This window comes from Hirschia baltica ATCC 49814 (genome assembly GCF_000023785.1).
GTDB lineage: Bacteria > Pseudomonadota > Alphaproteobacteria > Caulobacterales > Hyphomonadaceae > Hirschia > Hirschia baltica.
In genome coordinates this window covers 3396606-3420063 of record NC_012982.1, presented here as the reverse complement: position 1 = coordinate 3420063, position 23458 = coordinate 3396606, and the positions used below count along the sequence as shown (strand labels likewise).

Genomic DNA, 23458 nt, shown 5'->3' with positions numbered 1-23458 from the left:
ATTCAAAATTTAGTTTCCAGAACTCACGGCAACCATAGCTGCTCGCAATGTACGGTCACCGATTTTCCAACCAGATTGGAAAGTTTCAGCAACAGTGCCATTTGGTTGATCGGATGGGATTTGCGAAATGGCTTGGTGAAGGTTTGGATCAAAGCTAGCGCCAGGGGCAGCATCAATTGCTACAACACCATTACGTGCGAAAGCTGCGTGCAACTCTTTTTGAGTCATCTCAATTCCAGCCAATAAACTTTGACCTTGCTCAGACAATGCTGCTTTTGCTTCATCTGAAACAGCACCAAGAGCACGTGTCATATTGTCAGAGACGGAAAGCAGGTCGCCGGCGAATTTTTCTACCGCATAGATGCGGGAATCAGCGACTTGCTTTTCTGTGCGTTTGCGCAGGTTTTCCATGTCAGCCATAGTGCGTACAAGCTGATCTTTTAAGGCGTTTGTTTCAGCTTCTAATTCAGCAATCCGTGCTTCTGGTTCGTCTTCAGCAGGTGCAGCATCATTTGCAGCTTCTGTCGTTTGCGCTTCTTCACCAGTGTTTAAAGCTTCTTCAGCTTCGTTTTCGACTTTATTTTCTGGCGCTTGCGTGTCTTCGCTCATCGCTTTTCCTCTATTTTCTCGGCCGGTCCGCCATCTAATAATCGACCCACAACTTGGGCAGTGTAATCCACCATTGGAATGACGCGCGCATAATTTAGGCGCGTTGGACCAATAACACCCAAAGCTCCTACAACTTTACGCTCAGAATTCATATAGGGCGCGACAATAACACTTGAACCTGAAAGGCCAAAAAGTTTGTTTTCTGCACCAATAAACAGCCTTACACCCTCTGCATCGCGGGCACGGTCTAAAATTCAACCAAGCTTTCTGTTTTATCGAGATAAGAAAAGAGGTCTCGGACTTTATCTACACTTTCGGCTAATTGTTCATCGCCTAGAAGATTTGCTCGTCCTCTAACGATGAGGGACCGCCCACGGTCAGGGTCGTCTCCTGTCCAATGCGCGAGACCAGCTTCAACAAGCGTGCTTGCCATATCGTCGAGTTGGGCGCGTTTTTCGCGAATTTCACTGAGCACATCTGCTTTGACTTCAGAAAGTGTTTTGCCCCTCATACGTGCATTTAGGTAATTGCTTGCTTCTTGTAGAGCAGACAATGGCATGCCTTTAGGCAGCGTAAGGAGGCGGTTTTCAACGTCTTCATCTGCTGAAACGATAATTGCAAGCGCCTGATTGGGACCTACGGATACAAATTCCACATGTTTGATTGCCGCTGCATTGCTTTTCGGGCTGGCAACGAGACCTGCGCCTCCCACTAAGCCGGATAGCATTTCAGATGCTTCACCGAGAAAATCTTCTGGAAGGCCGCCTTGGGCAGCAGACAATCTTTGTTGTATGCGCCGTTTATCCACAGCTCCAAGTTTCATCTTCTGGACTTCCATAAGGCCATCCACAAAAAGCCTTAGCCCTTGATGAGTGGGAAGGCGTCCAGCCGAAGTGTGGGGACTGTCGAGTAATCCTTGTTCTGCAAGATCTGCCATCACATTGCGAATAGAAGCAGATGATAAGCTTATGCCACGTCTAGAAATTGTTCGGGAACCAACGGGTTCACCAGTTTCTAGATATGCCTCCACAATCTCACGAAATATCGTACGTGAGCGAGCATCCATTTTGGATAGCTGAGATTGGTTTTCTGGTGGTTCTATAATCATATCAATTACTAGAATAAGAATGCTTGGCTGTAGATGCAATGCGTATTGTATGCATTGCCAAACCATGTGTGCTTCCTGTATCGCCTTTTTAAACAATTTTCATTCAATTTTTTGCGGAGAATCGGGAAATATCCGAAATCTGCACGATAAAGGACCATTCACACATGACTCAGTTTGAGCGCCCATCAAAACGTGCACCGGAATCCCTGCGTGAAGTCAGCTTAGAAGTAGGCAAGTCCCGCTATGCAGAAGGGTCATGTTTGGTGAAATTTGGTCACACGCATGTGCTTTGTACTGCATCATGGACTGGGGATGTTCCGCGCTGGATGAAAGGCACAGGTAAGGGCTGGGTAACAGCGGAATATGGTATGCTACCCCGCGCAACGCACACACGTGGACGTCGTGAAGCAGCAGCGGGTAAGCAATCTGGTCGGACACAAGAGATACAGCGTCTTATTGGTCGTGCATTGCGTTCTGTTACAGACCTTGAAGCGTTGGGTGAAAATCAAATCACGATTGACTGTGATGTGATTCAAGCTGATGGCGGCACACGTACTGCTGCGATTACGGGTGGGTATGTGGCGTTAGCGCTTGCAATCAATTACCTGAAAGAAGAGGGTATTATTTCGACTAATCCGTTGGTGTCTCAAGCAGCCGCTATTTCTTGTGGTGTGTATCAGGATGTGCCTGTGCTGGATCTGGATTATGCAGAAGATTCAAATGCGATGGTGGATGCAAACTTTATCATGTCATCTGATGGCCGCATTATTGAGGTTCAGGGAACGGGTGAGGAGCGTCCATTTTCTCGCGAAGAATTTCTTGCGATGAGTGATTTAGCAGACGCTGGATGTAAAGAGCTGTTCGCTCTTCAAAAAGCGGCGATTGATAACGCATAAGGGCTAAATGGGGATTTCAGCGGATGCAGCTTGTGAGGTGTGAAGCCTTATTCAGCTGCAGTTCGCTGGCCTTCGTCATCGGAACCACTTAGTTCGTCTTCCTCATCTTCCCATATGAGTATATCGCCGGGTTGGCAGCCAAGCTCTCGACAAAGTGCTTCGAGAGTAGAAAAGCGGATAGCTTTTGCTTTACCTGTTTTCAGAATTGACAAATTGGCGAGGGTGATACCTACACGGTCGCCAAGCTCTGTGAGAGACATCCGGCGATCTAAGAGGACTTGATCAAGTTTTACGCGAATCGTCATAGGATTAGGGTAGGGCCTTTTTTCTATATGGTCATCTGCTGATCTTCACGAAGGCGTGCACCTTCAGCAAAAACCTGCGATAGAACGACCAAAATAAGTACTGCTCCCCACGTTATAAAATTTGTGCTCATCAATCGTGTTAAGATTCCAACCGGTTGTAGTTGAGTGTCCATCCCCACGATATTTATTATAAAAGCAATGACAGGATTGACGAGAATTCTTGTCAATTCAAGTATTGCAATTATCAAAGCGATTTTACGAAATCGTATTGCATTTTCAGGCACAAATGGATCTCCATCAACAAGCGTTTCAAAAACGCTTCGTAAATTTGATGCGATCGACATAACACCTATGCACAAAATTGATCCTACTAGAGCAAGGCTCGTCATTCTGAATGGGTCAGCATGCAACGAAATTCTACCCAAAATGGAATTTTCGACAATTCCGCCACTTAAGGTAGCGATAATTGAAAGAAAAGTTATAATCCAGATAAATCCAAGCGCGGCGCAGGCTGTGATCCAGAAAATATCAACCAATACCTTCAGAACTGAAGATAAAGATCCGCGTCCAATAGCGCGCAGCTTTAATGTGTCTTCAATACCGGCCATAGGGTTGGATCTTCCTGCAATTTAAATTCAATTTTGCACATCGTTTTTTTAAGCGAATGTTGTAGACAGGTCTGGTGTGACATAATTATTATCGAAAAACAATATATATCATGTAATTTTATCTGGAGACAATTATGACTGATTCGAATCAATCTAGGAAACTTCAGCCTGGTCGCCTAGTTGCAGCGACACACAATCAGGGAAAAGTACGTGAACTAAAAGACCTTTTGGAGCCTTTGGGGTTTGAGCCGGTTTCGGCCGGTGAACTGGATTTACCTGAACCTGAAGAGACCGGACTAACCTTTGAAGCGAATGCAGAATTGAAAGCGCTTGCGGCGGCTATAGCGTCTGGGTCTCCTGCGCTCGCAGATGATTCTGGTTTGGCTGTTGATGCGCTTAATGGTGCGCCGGGAATATATTCAGCGCGGTGGGCAGGGGAGTCTAAAGATTTCAAGCTGGCGATGGAAAAAGTAAACCAAGCGCTGGAAGATGAGAAAGCAGCAGAGCGAAGTGCACGTTTTGTTTGTGCGCTTTGTGTGGCTTGGCCTGATGGTGAGACCGTGACCTTTAGAGGTGAAGTTAAAGGCGAATTGGTTTGGCCCCCGCGCGGCGAGAATGGGTTTGGCTATGATGCAATGTTTGTGGCAGAGGGCGAAACAATCACTTTTGGAGAAATGGAACCTGCGCGTAAACATGGTATGAGTCATCGTGCCAATGCATTCAAATTGCTAACAGAAGCTATGCTTTAGTGCTGCAATTTGAACCTCATCGTGGGTTTGGTATTTATATACATTGGCCCTATTGCGCGAAAATATGCCCGTATTGTGATTTCAACGTCTACGCCGCTAAAGATCGGAATATTGATCCGCTTCTTTTAGCTATTCGGGAAGATCTCAAAGGATGGCGCGAAAAAACGGGTTCAAGGCACGTTGATACCGTTTTTCTAGGTGGTGGCACGCCGTCTTTGTTGCCACCTGAAGCTATTAGACAATTACTAGCTGACATCGCAGAGCTTTGGCCATTGCGTGACGATGCTGAAATAACGCTGGAAGCAAACCCTGATGATATGAACCGCTTTGCCGGCATAGCGGATGCAGGAGTGAATAGATTATCACTTGGTGTGCAAAGCCTAGATGATGCTGCTCTCACCTTTTTAGGACGTAATCATTCCGCTAAAATTGCTTTGGAAGCTATTGGCGAAGGAAGACGATGCTTTTCGTCTTTATCCCTTGATTTTATTTATGCATTACCCAACCAGAGCAAAGAAAAATGGCAAGCAGAGCTTTCCGATATCATAGATCTAGGTGCTGATCATTTATCATTGTATGAGCTGACAATTGAACAACGCACAGCTTTTGGCAAAGCGGTGTCGCGTGGTGATTGGACACCTGCAAATGAAGATGTGGCGGCAGATTTATATGAAGTGACGCAATTGGAGATGGAGGCGGCGGGGTATTCTGCTTATGAGATTTCCAATCACGCTAAGAGCGTGCAGCACCAAGCAAAACACAATATTGTATATTGGAAATCAGGCGATTGGTTGGGAGTTGGGCCGGGTGCGCATGGCCGCGTGACACTTGACGGGAAGAGATTGGAAACCATCTCCGAAAAACGGCCTGATAAGTATATTTCCAAAGTAGAAAAGACAGGCGTTGGTGCCGATTATAATCCTTTGTCTATTGAAGATATAGCAGCAGAACGAGTCATGATGGGGCTGAGAATGACACAAGGAATACTGCGTTCTGACTTTGAAAAAATAAGCGGTAGATGTTTTGATGAAACTGCTATTGCAAGTTTTATATCCGATGGGTTGATCGAGCTTGATGGCTCCATATTAAAACTAACAGCAGAAGGTTGTTTATTGGCTGATTATATAAGTCAGAAATTGGTTTTAGAATGAAAAATGCCGTCCAGTATCTGAACGGCATTTTTTAAATCTATAATAATATCAGATATTTAAAATCCATCTGGTTGGAATGTCTTTATCCCAGGTTCGATAACGCGGATACCGCCTTTACCTGTGACTTGAACCACAGATAACCCGCGCTCTATTGTGCCGTTTGATTTGAAGCGGAATAAACCATTGGTTCCGATAAACCCGTCCCGACGCTCAAGCGAGGTCCGGTTTAAGGAACCTTCACTCAACATCATCAAAGACATGAGGGTGGCATCATAACCCAGTGTCGACATACTGGTGGGTTCTTGGCTCGTTATTTGCCTATAAATGTCGTTATATTGTGCAACTGCTGTTGGATCTGGCGCGGCAAACACACCCCCTTCAAGAGTTGGCTCACGCCAAACGTCTGCAGAATTCCACAGGCCTGTTCCGAGCAATTTCACTGTTTTGATGTCGACATCATAATAAGGCAGAAGAGGCGCGACACTGCGAAGGCGAGTGCCTTGTTCTGGGATAAGGACAGCAACTTCACCCGGGAAATATTTGTCGGTTTCTATCAGCGTTTGAGCAAGACGTTTTGCGGCTTCAGTTGGAGAGGGCTCATTGGGATCATAGAATTCAGTTTTGATCACTGATCCGTTGCGAAGGCTGACTTCAAAACGCAATGCGCTTTCAACTTTATAGCCATAGCTGTTGGCCGGACCAAACATGGCAAATTGTGTGACGCCGTTTAAACTTGCCCAATCGACAATGCGTTTGATTTCTTCTTCGAGCGGCAAGGAAACCAAATATACGCCGTTACCTGCAACCTGGTTGTTTGTTGAAAAAGCGAGCACTGGGATATTGTTTGGAGCTGCGATTTCTTGAACCACTGCAACATTTTCCGCAAAGACAGGTCCAATGAAAGCATCTGCACCTTCTTTTAAGGCTTCAATGGCAACTTCCCGAGTTGTTGATTGAATGCCGCTCGTGTCTTTGGGGATCAAAATAACATTCTCAATACCAGCTTGGAATAATGCCATTTCAGCGCCAGCTAAAATGCTTTCCGCTTGTTTTCTTACACCTGCATTTGAGCTGGAAAGTGGGAGCAGAATTGCAATTTCGGATAGGTTTTCAATGCCGGTCGGATCTAACCCTTGCAAGTGTCTTGGTATCACACTCGCATAAGGTTTGATGTTTGTGTCTTCGGGTTCAGGTTGAACGTCTTCAATCTCTTCACGTGGCTTTGGTGGCGCTGGACGATCAGGGCGTGTTGACTCTGGACGCTCATCTCCACGAAAAATAGGTGTCGTTGGACTTGGATCAGTGGTGGCACATCCTGCAAGTAGTGCTAAACTAAATCCAAGCGCTACCAGCGACTGACCGCAAATGGTGAATGAGCGTTTTTTATCCCGAGCATTGGGCAGTGATGTCATCTTCAAACTTCTCCAGCGGCCATAAGGGCGCAACTTCTATCCCCGAAACGACTAAATCAGATTCATCTGATTTAGAATATGAGCCGGACACTAATGCCGACGCGGGCTCAAAACAAGCTTTTGATGCTGTTGTTAACCCTATGATTCGACCTAATTCAGACCTTAGTTCTGGTCTTTATATTGTGGCAACGCCAATCGGAAACCTTAGAGACATAACTTTGCGGGCACTTGATGTGTTAGCCTCAGCTGATTTAGTGCTTGCCGAAGATACACGCGTTGCTAGCAAACTTATGGCTGCTTATGGTTTAAGACCTGAGCTACGCCCATATCACGACCATAATGGGGCGATATCGCGACCTCGTATTTTACGTGACCTAGAAAAGGGTATGCGCATTGCCCTGATTTCTGATGCGGGTACACCTTTAGTCTCTGATCCAGGATATAAATTGGCGAGAGAAGCTATTGAGGCAGGGCATTATGTAACGGCATTGCCCGGTGCCTCAGCACCTCTTGCTGCACTCACTATTTCAGGATTGCCCTCCAATAGTTTTTTGTTTGCTGGTTTTCCTCCGCCTAAACAAACCGCGCGACTTAAGTTTTATGAAAAATTTGTAAGTTTGGAATCGACTTTAATTTTCTTTGAAGGGCCATCCAGACTCGCTAAAAGCCTCGCAGATATGTTAACAATATATGGTAATCGAGAGGCTGTTTTAGCCAGAGAGATTACAAAACGATTTGAAGAAGCGCGTCGGTTACCATTGGCCGAATTAGCCAATGCAATTGAACTAGAAGGCCCGCCAAAGGGCGAATTGGTTATATTGATTGGGCCACCCTTAGCTGGTGGAGAAATTATTCAAGAAGATTTAGATTCTGCAATTATCGCTGCTCTTGCCAATTTTTCGGTGAAACAAGCGTCTTCAGAAGTTGCGGAAAAATTTGGTCTCAAAAAGCGAGACGTTTATGCACGCGCACTGATACTCAAAGAGATGGACCAGAATAATGGTGGGGAACTCTAATAATGGCAGTAAAAACAGCGGCTTTCATGTAAGTGATGTCAGTGATTCCAAACGTAGGAAACATGAGAAGCGCGGCAGAAATGCCGAATGGCTTGCCTCAATTTGGCTAAGGCTAAAAGGATATAAAATACTTCAAAAACGTGTGCGCATGCGGACTGGAGAAATTGATCTCATCGCGACAAAAGGACGGGTGATTGCTTTTATTGAAGTTAAAGCTCGCAAGACAATTAATATTGGGCTTCAATCAGTACCTGAAACGTCATGGAGACGTATTTCTAAAACTGCAGAAATATGGATGGCGAAAAAGACGAAATTTAAAAGTCATGATTGGCGCTATGATTTGGTTGTCGTTTGTCCGTGGAAAATCCCGTCACATTTAAAGGCGTTTTGGCGTCCTTAATTACAATTAAGCTAGTAGGAATGAAGAAGAAATTTTATGCCAATTTATTGCCATATGTCTTCATTAACCTTAGCGCTCTAAACTTTGCCCAATTCACATTTCACTCGGAGCTTGACCCATGAAATCCCGCGTCGCTGCCCTCGTACTTCTTTCTATCGGTTTAGGCGGTTGTGCGGTTGTACAAGAAAAGACTTTTGGTGAAAGTCTTGATGAAGCTTCTGCATCGAGCCAAATAAAAGCGCTGCTGCTGAAGGAGTCAGCTGGCCGATTTGGACAAGTCGACGTTGAAGTCACGTCTAGACTTGTTTTGCTAACAGGCCGTGTTGAAACAGAAGAAGACAAAGTGACTGCCGATCAGATCGCTTGGAGTGTTCGCACAATTGATGAGGTTGCGAATGAAATTGAGGTGATGCCCAAGACGAAAATTCTTGAAAATCTCAATGATGAGTGGATCACAACAAAACTTCGCTCTCGCTTGGTGGGAGACGCTGAGATTAAAAGTGTGAATTACAACATTGAGACATTTAATGGCGTTGTTTATTTGCTAGGCTTTGCACGCAATCAAACTGAATTAAAACGTGCTGCTGAACATGCTAGCCTAATAAAAGGCGTTGATCGTGTCGTGTCATATGTGAAAATGCGTGATCGCTCACTACCGCCTGGATATACAGCTCAATCGGGTCCACCAGCGGGGTATGGTAATCAGCCAGCACCTATTCAAACGGCACCATCAGTGTCGCAATATCCAACGCAACAACCGCAATATTCAAATGATGGTCAAGTTGGATATATAGACCCTAATCCTCCACAATCTGCTTATGGGGTTGATGATTCAGGACTTTATGGCGGTGCCAACCAGTCTGTGCCAACACAGCAACCTTATTATGATCCTGCGCAACCAGCTGCTCAGTATGATGCAGATGGATATTTGATTGTTCCAGAGAGCCCAAATGATGCGTCTTCAGGATATGCAGATCCATATGGAGACCCATTTGGCGACAACGGCTCTTCCAAATAGTTTGTAACACCCTATCTTTTAGGAAATGACCATTTTCTTCGGCAAATTGCCGAGGATATTTCTATGCTTGCTGGAGGCTAATGCCCGCTATGAAAATTGCCGTTCAAATGGACCCGCTTGAAAATGTGAATCCGGCAGGGGACACAACGTTTGCAATGATTGAAGAGGCGCAGTCGCGTGGCTTTTCGACATGGGTTTATGGTGTTGATGACCTCTTTTATGATGCGGGTGATGTGAAGGCATGGGCGAGACCTGCAAAGGTTTTTCGTCGAGATGATGGTCATTGTGAAATAGGCGAACGCGTATTGCTCGATTTACGAGTAGATGTCGATGTCATTTTGATGCGTCAGGATCCACCATTTCACATGGGTTATCTAACGGCTGCTCATTTGCTGGAACTCGTCAAAGAAGACACGCTTGTCGTTAATGATCCAGCGTGGGTTGCTTCAAGTCCTGAAAAAGTGTTTCCGCTTATCTATCCTGAACTTCAGCCACCCACTTTGATAAGCCGGTCGCTTGAGGCGATTCAGGCCTTTCGCAAAAAACACAAAGATATCGTACTCAAGCCGCTTTATGGACATGGCGGTGCTTCAGTTGTGCGGGTCAAGCCGGATGATGGGAATTTTGAAGCATTGGTTGAAATGTTTCAGGAAAAAGCACCAGAGCCATTTATCGCACAAGCTTTTTTACCTGATGTAACAGCAGGTGATAAGCGAATTATTCTTGTTGACGGTGAACCATGCGGCGCAATTAATCGTATGCCGCCAGAAGGAGCAATTCGCTCTAATCTTGTTGTTGGTGGTACGGCGCAGGGATCAGAACTGACAGAAAGAGAGCTGGAAATTTGTGCGAAGATTGGACCAGAACTAAAAAGACGTGGTCTGATATTTGTCGGTATAGATGTGATCGGCAATTATATGACAGAGGTGAATGTAACTTCCCCAACAGGTGCGCAGGCGATTAAGAAAATGACAGGAATAGATCCAGTCGCTAAAATGTGGGATGTCATTCAGGCTAAGTTCAAAAAGAGCTAATATAATAGAAGCTAAAAGTTGACATAGTTAACGCTGGCGGGTCGAATAGGGTATAAGCTGTGTTTTAGATTGGCTTTGACCATTTTCTTGACAGGCTAAAGTAGAATTTGAAGGAATATCTTCGTTATGAAACAATTGTCTATAGGTATTTTTACGTGTGCAATGATTGCATTTATTCCGTCAGCTTGTGCGGCTGAAAATGATGCAAATCCACCTGGCGAACCAACAAGCGCGCCGGCAAGTTCGAGTTCAAGCTTCAATTTTTCTATTCCGGGAGACGCGTCAGCCCCGCCAGCAGGTGGGTTTAATTTCAAGGACGCTGATGAAGCGACTGAAGGCCAAACGGCATTGGGAAAAGTTGAATTGCCAGTGGATGATGCAGTGAAAATAGAAAGCTTTGATACGGAAATTATTATTCCCAAAGCAGATGTTACAGACGCCGAATAGACATTAGTTCATTTTTGTTCTTCATATGTTCTAATTTTTGTGTTAAACCACATTGGAGCATATGGGGGATGATATGGTTAGCCGCACAACAACATTTGCATTTGAAGGGGTTACTGCCAATCCCGTCGATGTTCAGGTTCAACTTTTTAACGGGCAACCACATTTTGCAATAGTTGGATTGGCTGATAAAGCCGTGGCGGAAAGTAAAGAGCGGGTTCGGGCAGCTTTTGCTGCGCTTGGTTTATCTTTTCCTCCCAAACGTATCGTCGTAAATCTTGCGCCTGCTGACCTTCCCAAAGAGGGGAGCCATTATGATTTGGCGATTGCGCTCGCGCTTTTGCAGGCGATAGATGTTATTCCTACAGGTGCACTGGATGATTTGGCGGCGATTGGTGAGTTGTCTTTGGATGGCCATATCGCCATCATACCTGGTGCGCTACCTGCGGCGATGGCGGCGGAAGCAATGGACAAAACTCTTATTTGTCCTGAAGCCTGTGGCCCAGAGGCTGCTTGGTCCGGTGGTCATGTCTTAGCAGCAAAAAGCCTGATGGCGTTGATTTCTCATTTTAAAGGGAATCAGCAAATCCCTGCAGCGAAAGCAGGTGAACTTACGGATAATATTGCAATACCTGACTTGAAGGATGTCAAAGGACAAGAGGGCGCTAAGCGTGCCTTGGAAATTGCAGCGGCTGGCGGGCATAACCTCTTGATGATTGGTCCTCCAGGATCGGGAAAGTCCATGCTTGCCCAGCGGCTTGCGGGTATTTTACCGCCTTTAAGTGCGCATGAATTGCTGGAAGTTAGTCAAATACAATCTATTGCGGGCGTTCTGGAAAAAGGCAAACTCTCCCGCGTGCGGCCATTTCGATCTCCGCATCATTCGGCCAGTATGGCGGCGTTAGTGGGGGGAGGTATCAAAGCAAGACCTGGTGAGGTGTCTTTAGCCCACCATGGCGTTTTGTTTTTAGACGAAATTCCAGAATTCTCTGGGCAGGTTTTGGATAGCCTCCGTCAACCCCTAGAAAATGGTGAAGCTGTCATTTCACGGGCGAATAGGCATGTGCGTTATCCTAGTCGTTTCCAGCTTATTGCTGCGGCTAATCCGTGTAAATGTGGAGGTGGCCCATCGGAAAGTTTGTGTCGACGTAAACCTGCTTGTAAAGCCGATTATATGGGGCGCGTGTCGGGCCCATTTCTCGATAGAATAGATCTATTCATTGATGTCCCTGCAGTGACGGCGATGGATTTGACCTTACCTCCGCCTACTGAGGGGAGTGCGGAAGTTGCTGAACGAGTATCTAAAGCAAGATTATTGCAGGAAGAAAGATATCGTGAAGTATCAGGAGCGCGGCGTTTAAATGTAGATGCTGATACGCAGGCTATTGATGCATTTTGTACACCCGAGCAGTCCGGTTTGGATTTGTTGATGCAGGCGGCGCAAAAACTAAATTTATCAGCCCGTGGCTATCATCGAGTGTTGAAGGTTTCGCGAACTATAGCTGATTTAGATGGATCACAATTGGTCAGGCGGATTCATGTCGCAGAAGCGCTAAATTATAGATATCGCCCAATAGGCTTGCCAAAGGTCTCACATGATATCTTAAAGGTTTGATTTTCAAGACATAGCCGTCTGGAATTTATGAATGTAAGGTTTTGTTAACCAAGGCAATTGCTATGTCAGTCTAACAAACCATAAGCGAGCCGTATTCATGTCATCACAGAGTGCATCTGATAAACCAGAATTAATTGCCACTGAGCAGACATTAGAGCCTGATACGTCGCAGCGCTTTACGGCATCTGTTTCGCACGAAATTCGTACGCCTTTGAACGGTATTCTGGGAATGGTTTCTTTGCTTAAAGAAACTGAGCTTTCTTTGGTTCAAAAAGAATATGTTGAAGCGATTGGAAAAAGCGGGTCTCGTCTTCTGGACTTGCTTAATAATGTTTTGGATTATTCACGCCTTGAAGCTGGAGATATTCCGCTAGATATTGCAGCATTTGATCCTTCTGAGCTTATTCAGGATGTCGTTGAATTGCTTGCACCAAGAGCCCATGCGGCAAATCTTGATATTGCAGCAGCGCCTTCACCTGGAATGCCAGCAAGCTTTTTGGGAGATGCAGGGCGCATTAGGCAGATACTCTTCAATCTTGCGGGTAATGCAATTAAATTCACACAAGCAGGTGGAATACTGGTTACGGCACGTTTGGCGACATCAGGTGAATTAGTTTTTGCTGTTCGCGATACTGGTGCAGGAATTCCCAAAAAAGACCAAGAAAAAATATTTTCAGCCTATGGGCAGGTGTCTGCGTCCGATGCTGGAAAAGATAGTGGTGTCGGATTGGGTCTAGCGATCGCGCAAAGACTTGCATTGGCCATGAAGGGGCGTTTGCATATTTCTAGCGAGCTTGGGTCTGGCGCAGGGTTCTTTTTGACATTGCCGCTTGAGGTGAGCGAGTCAAAAAAGAGTACAAAAAAGGCTATTTCGAAAACTCAATTATGTGTGGATTTGCGCGCAAGCTGTGCCTCTCAAATTGCAGTGATGAGTGCGCTTGCGGATTCTGATTTGATATGTCGCTTGCCTGCGCACAAAGAAAAGCCCGATGTCGCTATTTTGGATGGTTCTCATTCGCCCGCTGACATCAAAAAAACTGCGAAAAAAACGCCAACCTTGGTTATCCTGAGACCAGAAGATCGCGCGCAAATTCCTAAATTTCGTGAAATGGGGTGTGTTGGCTATCTTATCCGGCCGCTGCGGGGTAGTTCTATCGCTGAACGCGTTGCAATAGCTGCGCGGGGTGAGGAATTTAAAGAGAGCCAAGAAAGTATCGAAACTGCTTTACCTGGGTCTCGTGCTTTGATCGCTGATGATAATCCGGTAAATTCTTTATTGGCAAAACGCGCATTAACGACAGCGGGTTTTGCTGTTGATACAGCGGGCACTGGTGCTGAAGCGTTAGAAGCAGTCCAAAATACGCCGTATTCTATCATCTTTATGGATGTTCGAATGCCGGTAATGGATGGCTTAGAAGCGACGCGACGAATACGTGCTTTAGGTGGCGTGACAGGAAAAGTGCCAATTATTGCGGTGACGGCGGATGTCGATCCTGAGCTGGAAACGAAAGCAGAAAAAGCAGGCGTTAGTTTGATCGCTGCTAAACCAATAGACCCTCAACGTCTGCGTGAGTTGGCATTGAGTTGGGCTGTCTCAGGAGGGATGCAGGTATGAGGGGAACTAAAACCAACGAATTTATAGATATGCTTGGGAGATTGAAGGAACCTAAGTTTGCGTCGATGTTAGTTTTGGGTTTTGCATCCGGCTTGCCTTTGATGATGGTGTTCCAAAAACTTTCGGTATGGCTACGTGACGTTGGAATCGACAAATCAACGATTGGCTTCATGTATTGGATCACGATAGCTTATACGCTGAAATGGTTGTGGTCGCCGGGCGTAGACAGAATAAAAATACCTTATCTTACGAATAAGCTAGGCCAACGTCGATCATGGATGATTGTTGCGATGATAGGCACAGCAATTGGTTTGTTTGTGATTGCGAGTTCTGATCCAGTTAATGCACTTTGGACGACGCTATTGGGAGCAGCAATACTTGCTTATTCTGGTGCGACTTTGGATATAGCAATTGATGCATGGCGAATTGAATCTGCTGAGACTGTAGATCAGGGAACAATGGCTGCGATTTACCAATTGGGCTATCGGTTTGCAATCATGTTTTCCGGTGTTGGGTTGGCTCTGGCTGATTATTTCCCGTGGATTGTGACGTTTTCGCTTATGGCTTTAATTATGCTCATAGGGGCCACATTGGTGCTTTTGATGCGAGAGCCTGAGCATGCAGTCCGGATACAAAATGAAAAAGCTAATCAACCCGTTCATATCTCAATTTCAAATGCGTTGGTTGAGCCATTCAAGCAATTGATCTCACGTCTTGGAATATGGATATTGCCCGTTGCTGGGGTTGTCGCGCTTTATCGTCTGCCAGATTTCACGATGGGCGTTATGGCGGCTCCGCTTTATGTAGACCTTGGTTATACAAAGACAGTTATTGGTGGGTTTCAAAGTGGATTTGGGCCATGGTTTCTTATTGCGGGCGCTTTTCTAGGTGCGATTGGTGTCGCGCGATTAGGTGTATTAAAAGCGCTTCTATTTGGTATTCCGCTAACGTTTTTGACGACGGCTGCCTATGCATTGTTAGCAAATTTAGGCATTCCAGACCAAGCAGATGCGATACGAGCAGCAAATGATGGGCAATTGGTTGGAATTACAGTTCCGAGTAATTTCTGGTTATTTGCGGCAATCGGCGCTGATAATATTGCAGGAGGTTTTGTAGGGACAGCATTTATCGCATATCTCTCAAGCCTGACTGACCCTAGAAATGCGGCAACACAATATGCTTGTTTGAGTTCTCTATATGCATTTTTCTGTAAGTTTGCAGCGGGTTTTTCTGGGGTGATAGCCGAAACTATAGGATATGCAGGGTTATTTCTATTGTCTGCATCCTACGTTATTCCAGCGGCAGCACTGATTGTTTTCATATTAATGATGGGCCCTCAGACTGCGAAGGGTGAAGCGGATTTATCCTGATTACCCAATCATAAGAAAAAAGGCCGCTCGTTTGAAACAAGCGGCCTTTGATTTAGTAGATTTAGTTTAGACAACTTTCCAGCGAACATCTTTTTCGTCGCTGTGAGGGTCATACGCTGCAAATGTTGCCATGTTGACGATATCTGAAACGGTTGATCCCATTTGTACAATTTGGATAGGTAAGGTCAGACCCAATAAGAGGGGCCCGACAACTGTTGTGTCACCAAGGTTTGCAGCAAGTTTGGTGGATATAGATGCCGCGTGAATGGCTGGCATAACCAAGATGTTTGCTGGGGCACTTAAGCGTGAGAATGGGTAAGTATCGCGCATATTCGGATTTAGCGCGACATCAACAGCGATATCACCTTCATATTCAAAATCGACATCATCGCGCGTTGCCATTAATTCTGCCGCTTGTCGCACAACATCTGCCCGCTCACCATGAGGGTATCCAAAGGTAGAGTTAGACAAGAAAGCGACACGTGGCTCAAAGCCCATGCGGCGCACAACTTTAGCAGACAAAATAGAATTGTCTGCAAGTTCTTCAGCTGTTGGCATTTCTGTGATTGATGTATCGGCGACGAAGAGAGGTCCATTTTTAGAGATAATGATGGACATACCAATTGCGTGTTCGCCGCGACGTTCATCTGCAACAAGTCTGATGTCTCTAAGCGCTGTATTATAGTTACGGGTAAGGCCGGTAACCATCCCGTCAGCATCGCCGCACGCGACCATGCAAGCACCAAATACGTTACGATCATTATTGACCATACGTTGCACGTCTCTTTGAAGTAGACCACTTCTTTGCGTGCGTTCGTAAAGATAGTCGAAGTAAGCTGGATTATTGTCAGACAAACGTGCGTTGATGATTTCTAATTCATCTTCGGGAACGCCAACCAATCGCATATTGCGTTTAACCTGTTCTTCGCGTCCAATTAGGATTGGGTGGCCAAGTTCTTGGGTTTTAAAGGCAAAAGCTGCGCGGATAATTGCAGGTTCTTCACCCTCAGCAAATACAATACGTTTTGGTGCTTCACGACGTACAGCGCCTTGGAAACGCTGTAAAAATCCAGCAGATGGATTTAAGCGACGAGCCAAGGTGTTGGAATAGGCTTCCATATCTTCAATTGGCTTGCGCGCCACACCTGTATCCATTGCTGCTTGGGCCACAAAAGGAGGGATGTAGGAAATCAAACGTGGGTCAAACGGAACAGGAATGATGTAGTCGCGTCCAAATTTTGGACGGGCACCATGATAGGCAGCTGCCACTTCATCAGGCACATCTTCACGTGCAAGCATTGCGAGTGCACGAGCACATGCAACTTTCATTTCTTCGTTAATTGCAGATGCCCGAACGTCTAGCGCGCCCCGGAAAATATAAGGGAAACCAAGTACGTTGTTGACTTGATTTGGGTAATCAGAACGGCCGGTTGCGATGATTGCATCGCTACGAACTTCCTGAATTTCTTCCGGTGTGATCTCAGGGTCAGGGTTGGCCATCACAAAAATGATGGGGTTTTTGGCCATAGATTTGACCATGTCTTTACTGACTGCACCCTTTACGGAAAGGCCAATTAGTACATCAGCGCCATCAACAGCTTCGGCAAGAGTGCGTTTTTTGGTTTTAACCGTAAATGCAGACTTATATTGATCCATACTTTTGGTACGGCCTTGATAGATGACACCATCGCGGTCACACATCAAAATATTGCTTTTAGGTACGCCAAGGTGGTGGATAAGGCCTGCAACAGAAAGCCCTGCGGCACCGGCTCCAGAAATTGCGACTTTGATATCTTTTAGGTTTCGACCCGTAATTTCTGCGGCATTGATCAGTCCAGCAGCTGCGATGATTGCAGTTCCGTGCTGATCATCATGGAAGACTGGGATATTTAGTTTCTCACGTAGCTCTGCTTCAATTTGAAAGCATTCGGGAGATTTGATGTCTTCGAGGTTGATTCCACCAAATGTCGAACCGATCATCCGCACGCATTCGATAATTTTATCGGGATCTTCTTCATCTATTTCAATGTCGAATGAATCAACATCCGCAAAACGTTTGAATAGAACAGACTTACCTTCCATCACCGGCTTTGAGGCGAGGGCACCCAGATTTCCAAGACCAAGAATAGCCGTCCCGTTTGAGATGACCGCTACAGTATTACCTTTAGACGTATAATCATACGCAAGGTCTTGATCTTTTGCGATTGCTTCAACAGGTATCGCCACACCAGGGGAATATGCCAAAGACAGATCTCTTTGAGTCTGCATAGGCTTTGTCGGTAACATTGAAATCTTACCGGGTGTTGGTTCCTGGTGGAAGGCAAGCGCTTCTTCATCCGTGAAAGATGGGCGTTTGGAGCTCATGTCTGTGTCGTCCTCGTGTGGCAATTAAGCCTATTTATTATTATCTCGTACTTATTCGGGCTTGTATTGCAGATTTCTCTCTTTTGGAGTCATTCTGCTGTGAATAAAATGGGTTTAGTAACCCACCAATGTGATAAAATGCAATTTCGATGGTTTGTCACCCTTGCGGTGCAATTTAGTCTGGCTAGTGTGCACGCCCATGTCAAAATCACCATCCCCTTTTTTGCTCCAATATCTAGAGATTAAAGAACGTCATAAGGACGCGCTATTATTTTTTAGAATGGGAGATTTTTATGAGCTCTTCTTTGAAGACGCGCAGATCGCGGCCGAAGCCCTAGATATCACACTTACGGCTAGAGGGCAGCATTCTGGCGAGCCTATTCCAATGGCGGGCGTGCCATTTCACGCGGCTGAAGGTTATCTGGCTAAATTGATCCGCTCTGGCCATTGTGTGGCGGTTTGCGAGCAGCTGGAGACTCCAGAAGAAGCAAAAAAACGTGGTTCAAAGAGTGTCGTGAACCGTGATGTGGTACGAATTGTCACACCGGGGACTTTGACAGAAGATTCTCTTTTAGATGCGCGTTCTTCGAATATTCTTGCGGCAATAGGTGTTTCAGCTGGGGGAATTGAGGGAGGTATTGCTTTAGCGGACGTCTCAACAGGGCGGTTTGAGGTGTTTGAGACAGCGCCGGAAGCGTTTGGAGAGGTCTTGGCTTCTCTGGCACCAAAAGAGTTGTTGATGAGCGATAGCGTAATGGCGCGGCCGCTGATTTCAAATATGCTGGAAAGTTTAAAAACAGCAGTGACACCTCGCCCGGGGGCCAAAGCGGACAAAGTATCTGGAGAGCGACAATTAAAAGATACATTGGGTGTGAAATCACTTGATGCTTTTGGCAGTTTTTCCAATGCAGAATTGTCTGCCTGTGCATTGCTGTTGGATTATCTTCATCTGACACAAGCAGGAGAAACGCCGCGTCTTGATCCGCCAAAGCGGCATTTAAGCTCTAGTTTTATGGCGATTGATCCAGCGACGAGATCTAGTCTGGAAATTGATGTGTCAGCGCAGGGAAGCCGAAAAGGGTCGTTGCTATCGACAATTGATTGCACGATCACGGCACCAGGTGCGCGACGTTTGGCAGATAATTTGTCACGACCTCTTATCGACTTAGTGTCGATAAATTGTCGACTTGATGCAGTAAGTTTGTTTGTTTCGGATAGAGATTTACGTGAAGAAGTGCGTAAAGCGTTGCGAGATAGTGCAGACATCGAGCGAGCACGTATGCGATTGCAATTGGGGCGGGGTGGTCCCAAAGATTTGCGTGCTTTGGCGCTTGGATTGAAATCAGGTGCCCTCGCAGCGCGATTGCTTAGGTCAGGCATTGCGGGTTTGCCATCCTTACTTGATGAAGCTTGCACTGTTTTAGATTTAGAGCAGCAAGAAGAATTAGCTGCTTTTGCACAGACACTGGAAACAGCGATAAAAGAAGATTCTCCTGTGTTGGCGCGTGATGGAGGTTTCATCGCCACAGGATATGATCCTTCACTGGATGAAGTGCGTTCATTGCGAGATGATAGCCGAAAAATCATCGCTGGATTACAAGCTGATTATGCCGAAAAAACCGGTATTCCGAGTTTGAAAATTCGTCATAATAAAGTTTTGGGATATTTTATTGATGTGACGACACGCAACGCATCTGCGATGCAAAATGGTCCACATGCTTCTGACTTTATCCATCGTCAGACATTGGCATCTGCAATGCGTTTCACCACAACCGAACTTGGTGATTTAGATGGCCGCATTGCGCGGGCAGAAGAAGAGGGCAAAGCGCGTGAAATGGAAATTTTCAATGCGCTGGTTTTGGAAGCAGAAAACTTATCATCAAAATTGAGAGCGGCTGCTGATGCATTGGCGGCGATTGATGTTGCGGCTGGTCTGGCGCAGTGGGCTGAAGATAACCGTGCAATTCGCCCGCAATTGAATAATAGCACTCAGTTTAATGCTGTAGGTGCGCGTCATCCAGTTGTGGAGGCATCGCTTAGAAAAGCAGGCGATGGTTTTACCGCGAATGATTGTTGTTTGGATGCAAGTGGCGGTGATACGGCGCGATTGATGATGATTACAGGGCCAAACATGGCTGGTAAATCAACTTATCTGAGGCAGAATGCTTTGCTAGCGATAATGGCGCAAGCTGGTTGTTTTGTGCCTGCTCAGAAATTTGAGTTGGGATTGGTTGATCGTGTGTTTTCGCGTGTGGGTGCGTCTGATGATCTTTCGCGGGGGCGGTCTACCTTTATGGTCGAAATGATTGAAACGGCAGCGATATTAAACCAAGCCGGGCCTAAAGCGTTTGTTATACTGGATGAAGTCGGGCGGGGAACGGCAACATATGATGGCTTGGCGATTGCTTGGGCGGCGGTTGAGCATTTACACGAAAAAAACAAATGTCGCGCTTTGTTTGCGACCCATTATCACGAATTAACTGACCTTGCCGAAAAGCTAAGCCATGCGGGGAATGCGTCTCTTCGCGCAAAGGATTGGCAGGGTGATCTGGTCTTTTTGCACGATGTTAAACCCGGACCGGCTGATCGGTCCTATGGTGTGCAAGTTGCTAAGCTTGCAGGAATGCCAAGAGATGCGGTGAAACGGGCAGAAGAAGTCTTGTTGCGCTTGGAAGGTGAGGCCCAAAAAGGCGGGTTCCAATTGGATGATTTACCGCTATTTGCGGCTGTCGCTGAACCTGCACCAAACCTTGTGCCAAGTGAAGTTGAAAAAATGCTAGTCGATGTCGATGTGGACGGTATTACGCCGCGCGAGGCATTGGAAATTTTGTACGCAATGAAACAAAAATTGTCCTGATCAAGAATTTGTTTCTGTTCGTATTGTCAGATTAGCGCTAGGAAGTCTGGATGACAGAATTAAGCCCGACACAAAAAACCGTACAGCGTCGCTCCAAACCGGGGGCATGGCGTATCTCAGATATTATTGATTCCAGAAATTTACGTGTGCAGCTAACGGCTGCACATATGGATCATGCGAATGATCGTACAAAAGCACGCCAACGCGTGATTGATCTGTTGCATGGTGCGTTATTCCGTGGACGGATGATTGCACAAGAGCGTCTAGAAGCAGGCGCAGATGGTCTGGATACAGCGAACCTTTTATCGGCTGTTATGGATGAGGTGCTTCACGCTTTATATGATTATACTACCGTACATGTCATTCGGGCGAACAATCCGACGATGGGCGAACGTATGGCCGTTATGGCTGTGGGCGGGTATGGGCGCTGTGCGTTAGCTCCATCATCAGATGTCGATCTGCTATTTGTACGCACATATAAGCAAACAGCTTGGGCTGAAAGTGTGATTGAATTCATGCTCTATGCTTTGTGGGATTTGGGGCTGAAGGTTGGACATGCATTTCGAACGATCGACGAATGTATCCGGCTCTCTAAAGAAGATTACACAATACGCACAGCAATTCTCGATAAGCGTTTGTTATTTGGAGATAAAGACGTCGCCAAAGAATTAGATGATCGATTTGACAAAGATATTGTTGAAGGGCGTGCTGCAGAATTTGTACAAGCTAAACTAGAAGAGCGTGATCGTCGTGTGTCTCGAGAGGGAAGTTCGAGATTTCGCGTGGAGCCGAACGTCAAAGAAAGCAAGGGGGGATTGAGAGATCTGCAGACTTTGTTCTGGTTGGCGAAATACATTCATGGTGGTTCTAACTTTAATGGCGTATTGAAAAACCATGTTTTTTCAAAATCTGATGCAGCAATATTTCGCCGTGAAGCGCGCTTTTTGTGGACTGTCAGATGCCATTTGCATTATGTCGCGGGTCGCGCTGAAGATAGATTAAGTTTTGACCTTCAGCCCGAAATTGCGTCTCGCATGGGCTTTGTTGACAAGGCCGGCATGAGCGGTGTCGAGCGATTTATGAAACGCTATTTTCTTGCGGCAAAAGAAGTGGGAGCGCTTACGCGTATATTGTGCGCAAAGCTGGAAGCTATTGAACAAAAGAAGCCTTCAGGTCTTTTGCGATTCATGCCTGCACCAGTGCCAAAATTACTTGATGACAAGCGGTTTGTACTTGACGCCGGGCGTGTATCGTATGCGAGCGCTGACGCTGTGAAGGATGACCCCTTGAATTTGTTTCGATTATTCAAGGTCGCGGATAAAGGTGGGTACGATATTCATCCAAACGCAATTGCAAACGCGCGAGAAAATCTCAAAGAATTGAAAGTGTCTTATCGCAAAGATCCTGAAGCTCAAGAATTGTTTATTGATGTTGTGACTTCGAAACATCATCCCGGAACAACACTGAAAATCATGAATGAAACAGGTGTTTTAGGTCATTTCCTACCAGAATTTGGTCGGATTGTTGGTCAGACGCAATTCAACATGTACCATCATTATACTGTGGATGAGCATACTATTCGTGCCGTTGAGGCGATGAATGATATTGAACGCCATGTACTTGTCAGTGAACATCCATTGGCGACGGAAATCTTTCCTAAAGTGCAGCATCGACGTGCTTTATACCTTGCAATGCTTTTGCATGATACAGGGAAAGGGCAAGGTGATCAGCAGATTGAAGGTGCCAAAACGGCGCGTGGAGCCTGTTTGCGATTGGGTATGGAGCCGGAAGAGGCTGAGCTTGTGGCATGGCTGGTCGGAAACCACCTCGAAATGAGTGACACCGCGCAAAGGCGGGATATTTCTGATCCTAGGACTGTGTCTACATTCGCGAAAAAAGTTGGTACTGTAGAACGGTTGCGTCTTCTTTTGATACTGACTGTTTGTGATATTCGCGCCGTTGGTCCAGGCGTTTGGAATAGTTGGAAAGGCCAATTGCTGAGGGAATTGTATTACGCCACCGAAGCTGCACTTCGTGGTGGACGGGCAGATGAAGTGTCTGTGCAGGCGCAAATTGCCAAAAGGGCGACCCTTGGACGTGAAGCTTTGTTTGAAAAGATTGGAAAGCTGCCAGCTTCTTTTGAAAATCTGGAAGATGCTTACTGGATTTCTTTTGAGACAGATGTACAAGCTTGGCATGCTGAAACTATCACCGCATCTGGTGGTGAGACGACATCTGCCGCCAGAATAGAAAAAGAATTAAGTGCCACTCAAGTTCTTGTTTTTGCTGATGATCGTGCGCGTTTATATGCGGATTTGTGTAAAGTGCTTACGAGCGCAGGGGCAGATATTTTATCGGCACGCTTATTCTCTACTGGCAATGATAAAGTGCTGGATGTTTTTGAAATTCAAACCAGTTCGGGGGAGCCTTTTTGTGAAGGTGATCCAGAGCGATTGAAGTTTCTTACGACTGCATTACAAGCGGTGGCTGCTGGTGAAAAACCTGAGCATGAATTGGCGGACGATAATTTTAAGGCCTCTCGTCGCCAAGCCGCGTTTATCGTCGAGCCAGTTGTTTCAATTGATAAAAAAGCATCTGATAATGCTATTGTGCTTGAATTATCTGGTCGCAACCGACAAGGTCTGATGCAGGAAATAGCAAATGTTTTTGTTAATCAGGGCTTGTCCATTCAATCGGCTCACGCCGAAAGTTATGGAATGCTTGTGCATGATGTTTTCTATGTTGAGGCTCAGGGTGAAGATGTCCTTGATGAAGCATTGCTGACAAAAGAATTGTTGGAAGTCTTGCGTCGCGGTGATTTAGAGGCTCCAAGAACACCAGCGCGAGCCTTGAAGCGCGCGAAGACCTCAGAAAACAGATAGGCCTG

The 23458-nt window shown here is 46.0% G+C and carries 18 protein-coding genes and 1 pseudogene; 13 read left to right on the top strand and 6 right to left on the bottom strand.

All coding sequences use genetic code 11. From position 1 onward, the window contains the following. Positions 1–9 precede the first annotated feature (9 nt). On the bottom strand, positions 10–609 hold the full coding sequence (gene grpE, locus HBAL_RS15665) for a nucleotide exchange factor GrpE (protein WP_015828932.1): 600 nt from the start codon (positions 607–609) through the stop codon (positions 10–12). Further along, positions 606–1717: pseudogene (gene hrcA, locus HBAL_RS15660) on the bottom strand (heat-inducible transcriptional repressor HrcA). The gene grpE and the pseudogene hrcA overlap by 4 nt, the downstream one beginning before the upstream one ends. Positions 1718–1881: 164 nt before the next feature. On the opposite strand from hrcA, the gene rph reads away from it, so the two are divergent. Then, positions 1882–2613 carry a ribonuclease PH gene (rph, locus tag HBAL_RS15655; RefSeq protein WP_015828931.1) on the top strand — a complete coding sequence of 244 codons (732 nt, stop codon included), beginning with the start codon at positions 1882–1884 and terminating at the stop codon, positions 2611–2613. 47 nt (positions 2614–2660) lie between these two features. On the opposite strand, the gene HBAL_RS15650 is transcribed toward rph, so the two are convergent. Continuing rightward, complete coding sequence (locus tag HBAL_RS15650) at positions 2661–2918, bottom strand: helix-turn-helix domain-containing protein (protein WP_015828930.1); 258 nt, start codon at positions 2916–2918, stop codon at positions 2661–2663. A 23-nt stretch (positions 2919–2941) separates the two neighbouring features. After that, positions 2942–3526, bottom strand: coding sequence for a DUF2975 domain-containing protein (locus HBAL_RS15645; protein ID WP_015828929.1), 585 nt, complete (start codon positions 3524–3526; stop codon positions 2942–2944). A 134-nt stretch (positions 3527–3660) separates the two neighbouring features. Between HBAL_RS15645 and rdgB the strand changes: the two genes are divergently transcribed. Further along, a complete protein-coding gene (rdgB, locus tag HBAL_RS15640; RefSeq protein ID WP_015828928.1) occupies positions 3661–4275 on the top strand; it encodes an RdgB/HAM1 family non-canonical purine NTP pyrophosphatase in 615 nt (204 codons plus the stop codon). Further along, positions 4275–5426: a radical SAM family heme chaperone HemW gene (gene hemW, locus HBAL_RS15635; protein WP_015828927.1), complete on the top strand. Its 1152-nt coding sequence runs from the start codon at positions 4275–4277 to the stop codon at positions 5424–5426. The genes rdgB and hemW overlap by 1 nt, the downstream gene beginning before the upstream one ends. A 56-nt stretch (positions 5427–5482) precedes the next feature. Here the strand turns inward: hemW and HBAL_RS15630 are convergent, their stop codons facing one another. Further along, entirely contained in the window at positions 5483–6838 is a 1356-nt protein-coding gene (locus HBAL_RS15630) for a penicillin-binding protein activator (RefSeq protein ID WP_015828926.1), read from the bottom strand. A 140-nt stretch (positions 6839–6978) separates the two neighbouring features. On the opposite strand from HBAL_RS15630, the gene rsmI reads away from it, so the two are divergent. From rsmI to HBAL_RS15590, 8 genes are all read left to right on the top strand, one after another. Continuing rightward, complete coding sequence (gene rsmI, locus HBAL_RS15625) at positions 6979–7854, top strand: 16S rRNA (cytidine(1402)-2'-O)-methyltransferase (RefSeq protein ID WP_015828925.1); 876 nt, start codon at positions 6979–6981, stop codon at positions 7852–7854. Further along, entirely contained in the window at positions 7838–8254 is a 417-nt protein-coding gene (locus HBAL_RS15620; RefSeq protein WP_015828924.1) for a YraN family protein, read from the top strand. Before rsmI ends, HBAL_RS15620 begins: the two co-directional genes overlap by 17 nt. 118 nt (positions 8255–8372) lie before the next feature. Next, positions 8373–9272 (top strand): BON domain-containing protein, encoded by a 900-nt coding sequence (locus HBAL_RS15615; RefSeq protein WP_015828923.1) that lies wholly within the window; start codon positions 8373–8375, stop codon positions 9270–9272. 89 nt (positions 9273–9361) lie between these two features. Continuing rightward, positions 9362–10306 carry a glutathione synthase gene (gene gshB / locus HBAL_RS15610; RefSeq protein WP_015828922.1) on the top strand — a complete coding sequence of 315 codons (945 nt, stop codon included), beginning with the start codon at positions 9362–9364 and terminating at the stop codon, positions 10304–10306. Positions 10307–10432: 126 nt separating this feature from the next. After that, positions 10433–10753, top strand: a complete 321-nt coding sequence (locus HBAL_RS15605; protein ID WP_015828921.1) for a hypothetical protein — start codon at positions 10433–10435, stop codon at positions 10751–10753. A gap of 73 nt (positions 10754–10826) precedes the next feature. Next, positions 10827–12365, top strand: a complete 1539-nt coding sequence (locus HBAL_RS15600; RefSeq protein WP_015828920.1) for a YifB family Mg chelatase-like AAA ATPase — start codon at positions 10827–10829, stop codon at positions 12363–12365. Positions 12366–12462: 97 nt separating this feature from the next. After that, positions 12463–13980 carry a response regulator gene (locus tag HBAL_RS15595; protein WP_015828919.1) on the top strand — a complete coding sequence of 506 codons (1518 nt, stop codon included), beginning with the start codon at positions 12463–12465 and terminating at the stop codon, positions 13978–13980. After that, positions 13977–15350, top strand: a complete 1374-nt coding sequence (locus tag HBAL_RS15590; protein WP_015828918.1) for an AmpG family muropeptide MFS transporter — start codon at positions 13977–13979, stop codon at positions 15348–15350. The genes HBAL_RS15595 and HBAL_RS15590 overlap by 4 nt, the downstream gene beginning before the upstream one ends. Before the next feature lie 66 nt (positions 15351–15416). Here the strand turns inward: HBAL_RS15590 and HBAL_RS15585 are convergent, their stop codons facing one another. After that, positions 15417–17714: an NADP-dependent malic enzyme gene (locus tag HBAL_RS15585; protein ID WP_015828917.1), complete on the bottom strand. Its 2298-nt coding sequence runs from the start codon at positions 17712–17714 to the stop codon at positions 15417–15419. Positions 17715–17913: 199 nt separating this feature from the next. Here HBAL_RS15585 and mutS point away from each other — a divergent pair, with 199 nt between their 5' ends. Beyond that, positions 17914–20571, top strand: coding sequence for a DNA mismatch repair protein MutS (gene mutS, locus HBAL_RS15580; RefSeq protein WP_041301712.1), 2658 nt, complete (start codon positions 17914–17916; stop codon positions 20569–20571). 50 nt (positions 20572–20621) lie between these two features. Continuing rightward, entirely contained in the window at positions 20622–23453 is a 2832-nt protein-coding gene (locus HBAL_RS15575) for a [protein-PII] uridylyltransferase (protein WP_015828915.1), read from the top strand. Positions 23454–23458: the final 5 nt, after the last annotated feature.

Bases quoted from the DNA above. Each gene is read 5' to 3' on its own strand.
- HBAL_RS15585 (WP_015828917.1), bottom strand. From the start codon at position 17,714: ATGAGCTCCAAACGCCCATCTTTCACGGATGAAGAAGCGCTTGCCTTC.
- HBAL_RS15615 (WP_015828923.1), top strand. From the start codon at position 8,373: ATGAAATCCCGCGTCGCTGCCCTCGTACTTCTTTCTATCGGTTTAGGC.
- HBAL_RS15590 (WP_015828918.1), top strand. From the start codon at position 13,977: ATGAGGGGAACTAAAACCAACGAATTTATAGATATGCTTGGGAGATTG.
- HBAL_RS15600 (WP_015828920.1), top strand. From the start codon at position 10,827: ATGGTTAGCCGCACAACAACATTTGCATTTGAAGGGGTTACTGCCAAT.
- HBAL_RS15620 (WP_015828924.1), top strand. From the start codon at position 7,838: ATGGTGGGGAACTCTAATAATGGCAGTAAAAACAGCGGCTTTCATGTA.
- HBAL_RS15645 (WP_015828929.1), bottom strand. From the start codon at position 3,526: ATGGCCGGTATTGAAGACACATTAAAGCTGCGCGCTATTGGACGCGGA.
- HBAL_RS15630 (WP_015828926.1), bottom strand. From the start codon at position 6,838: ATGACATCACTGCCCAATGCTCGGGATAAAAAACGCTCATTCACCATT.
- grpE (WP_015828932.1), bottom strand. From the start codon at position 609: ATGAGCGAAGACACGCAAGCGCCAGAAAATAAAGTCGAAAACGAAGCT.
- gshB (WP_015828922.1), top strand. From the start codon at position 9,362: ATGAAAATTGCCGTTCAAATGGACCCGCTTGAAAATGTGAATCCGGCA.
- HBAL_RS15605 (WP_015828921.1), top strand. From the start codon at position 10,433: ATGAAACAATTGTCTATAGGTATTTTTACGTGTGCAATGATTGCATTT.
- HBAL_RS15595 (WP_015828919.1), top strand. From the start codon at position 12,463: ATGTCATCACAGAGTGCATCTGATAAACCAGAATTAATTGCCACTGAG.
- rdgB (WP_015828928.1), top strand. From the start codon at position 3,661: ATGACTGATTCGAATCAATCTAGGAAACTTCAGCCTGGTCGCCTAGTT.
- rsmI (WP_015828925.1), top strand. From the start codon at position 6,979: ATGATTCGACCTAATTCAGACCTTAGTTCTGGTCTTTATATTGTGGCA.
- HBAL_RS15575 (WP_015828915.1), top strand. From the start codon at position 20,622: ATGACAGAATTAAGCCCGACACAAAAAACCGTACAGCGTCGCTCCAAA.
- rph (WP_015828931.1), top strand. From the start codon at position 1,882: ATGACTCAGTTTGAGCGCCCATCAAAACGTGCACCGGAATCCCTGCGT.
- mutS (WP_041301712.1), top strand. From the start codon at position 17,914: ATGTCAAAATCACCATCCCCTTTTTTGCTCCAATATCTAGAGATTAAA.
- HBAL_RS15650 (WP_015828930.1), bottom strand. From the start codon at position 2,918: ATGACGATTCGCGTAAAACTTGATCAAGTCCTCTTAGATCGCCGGATG.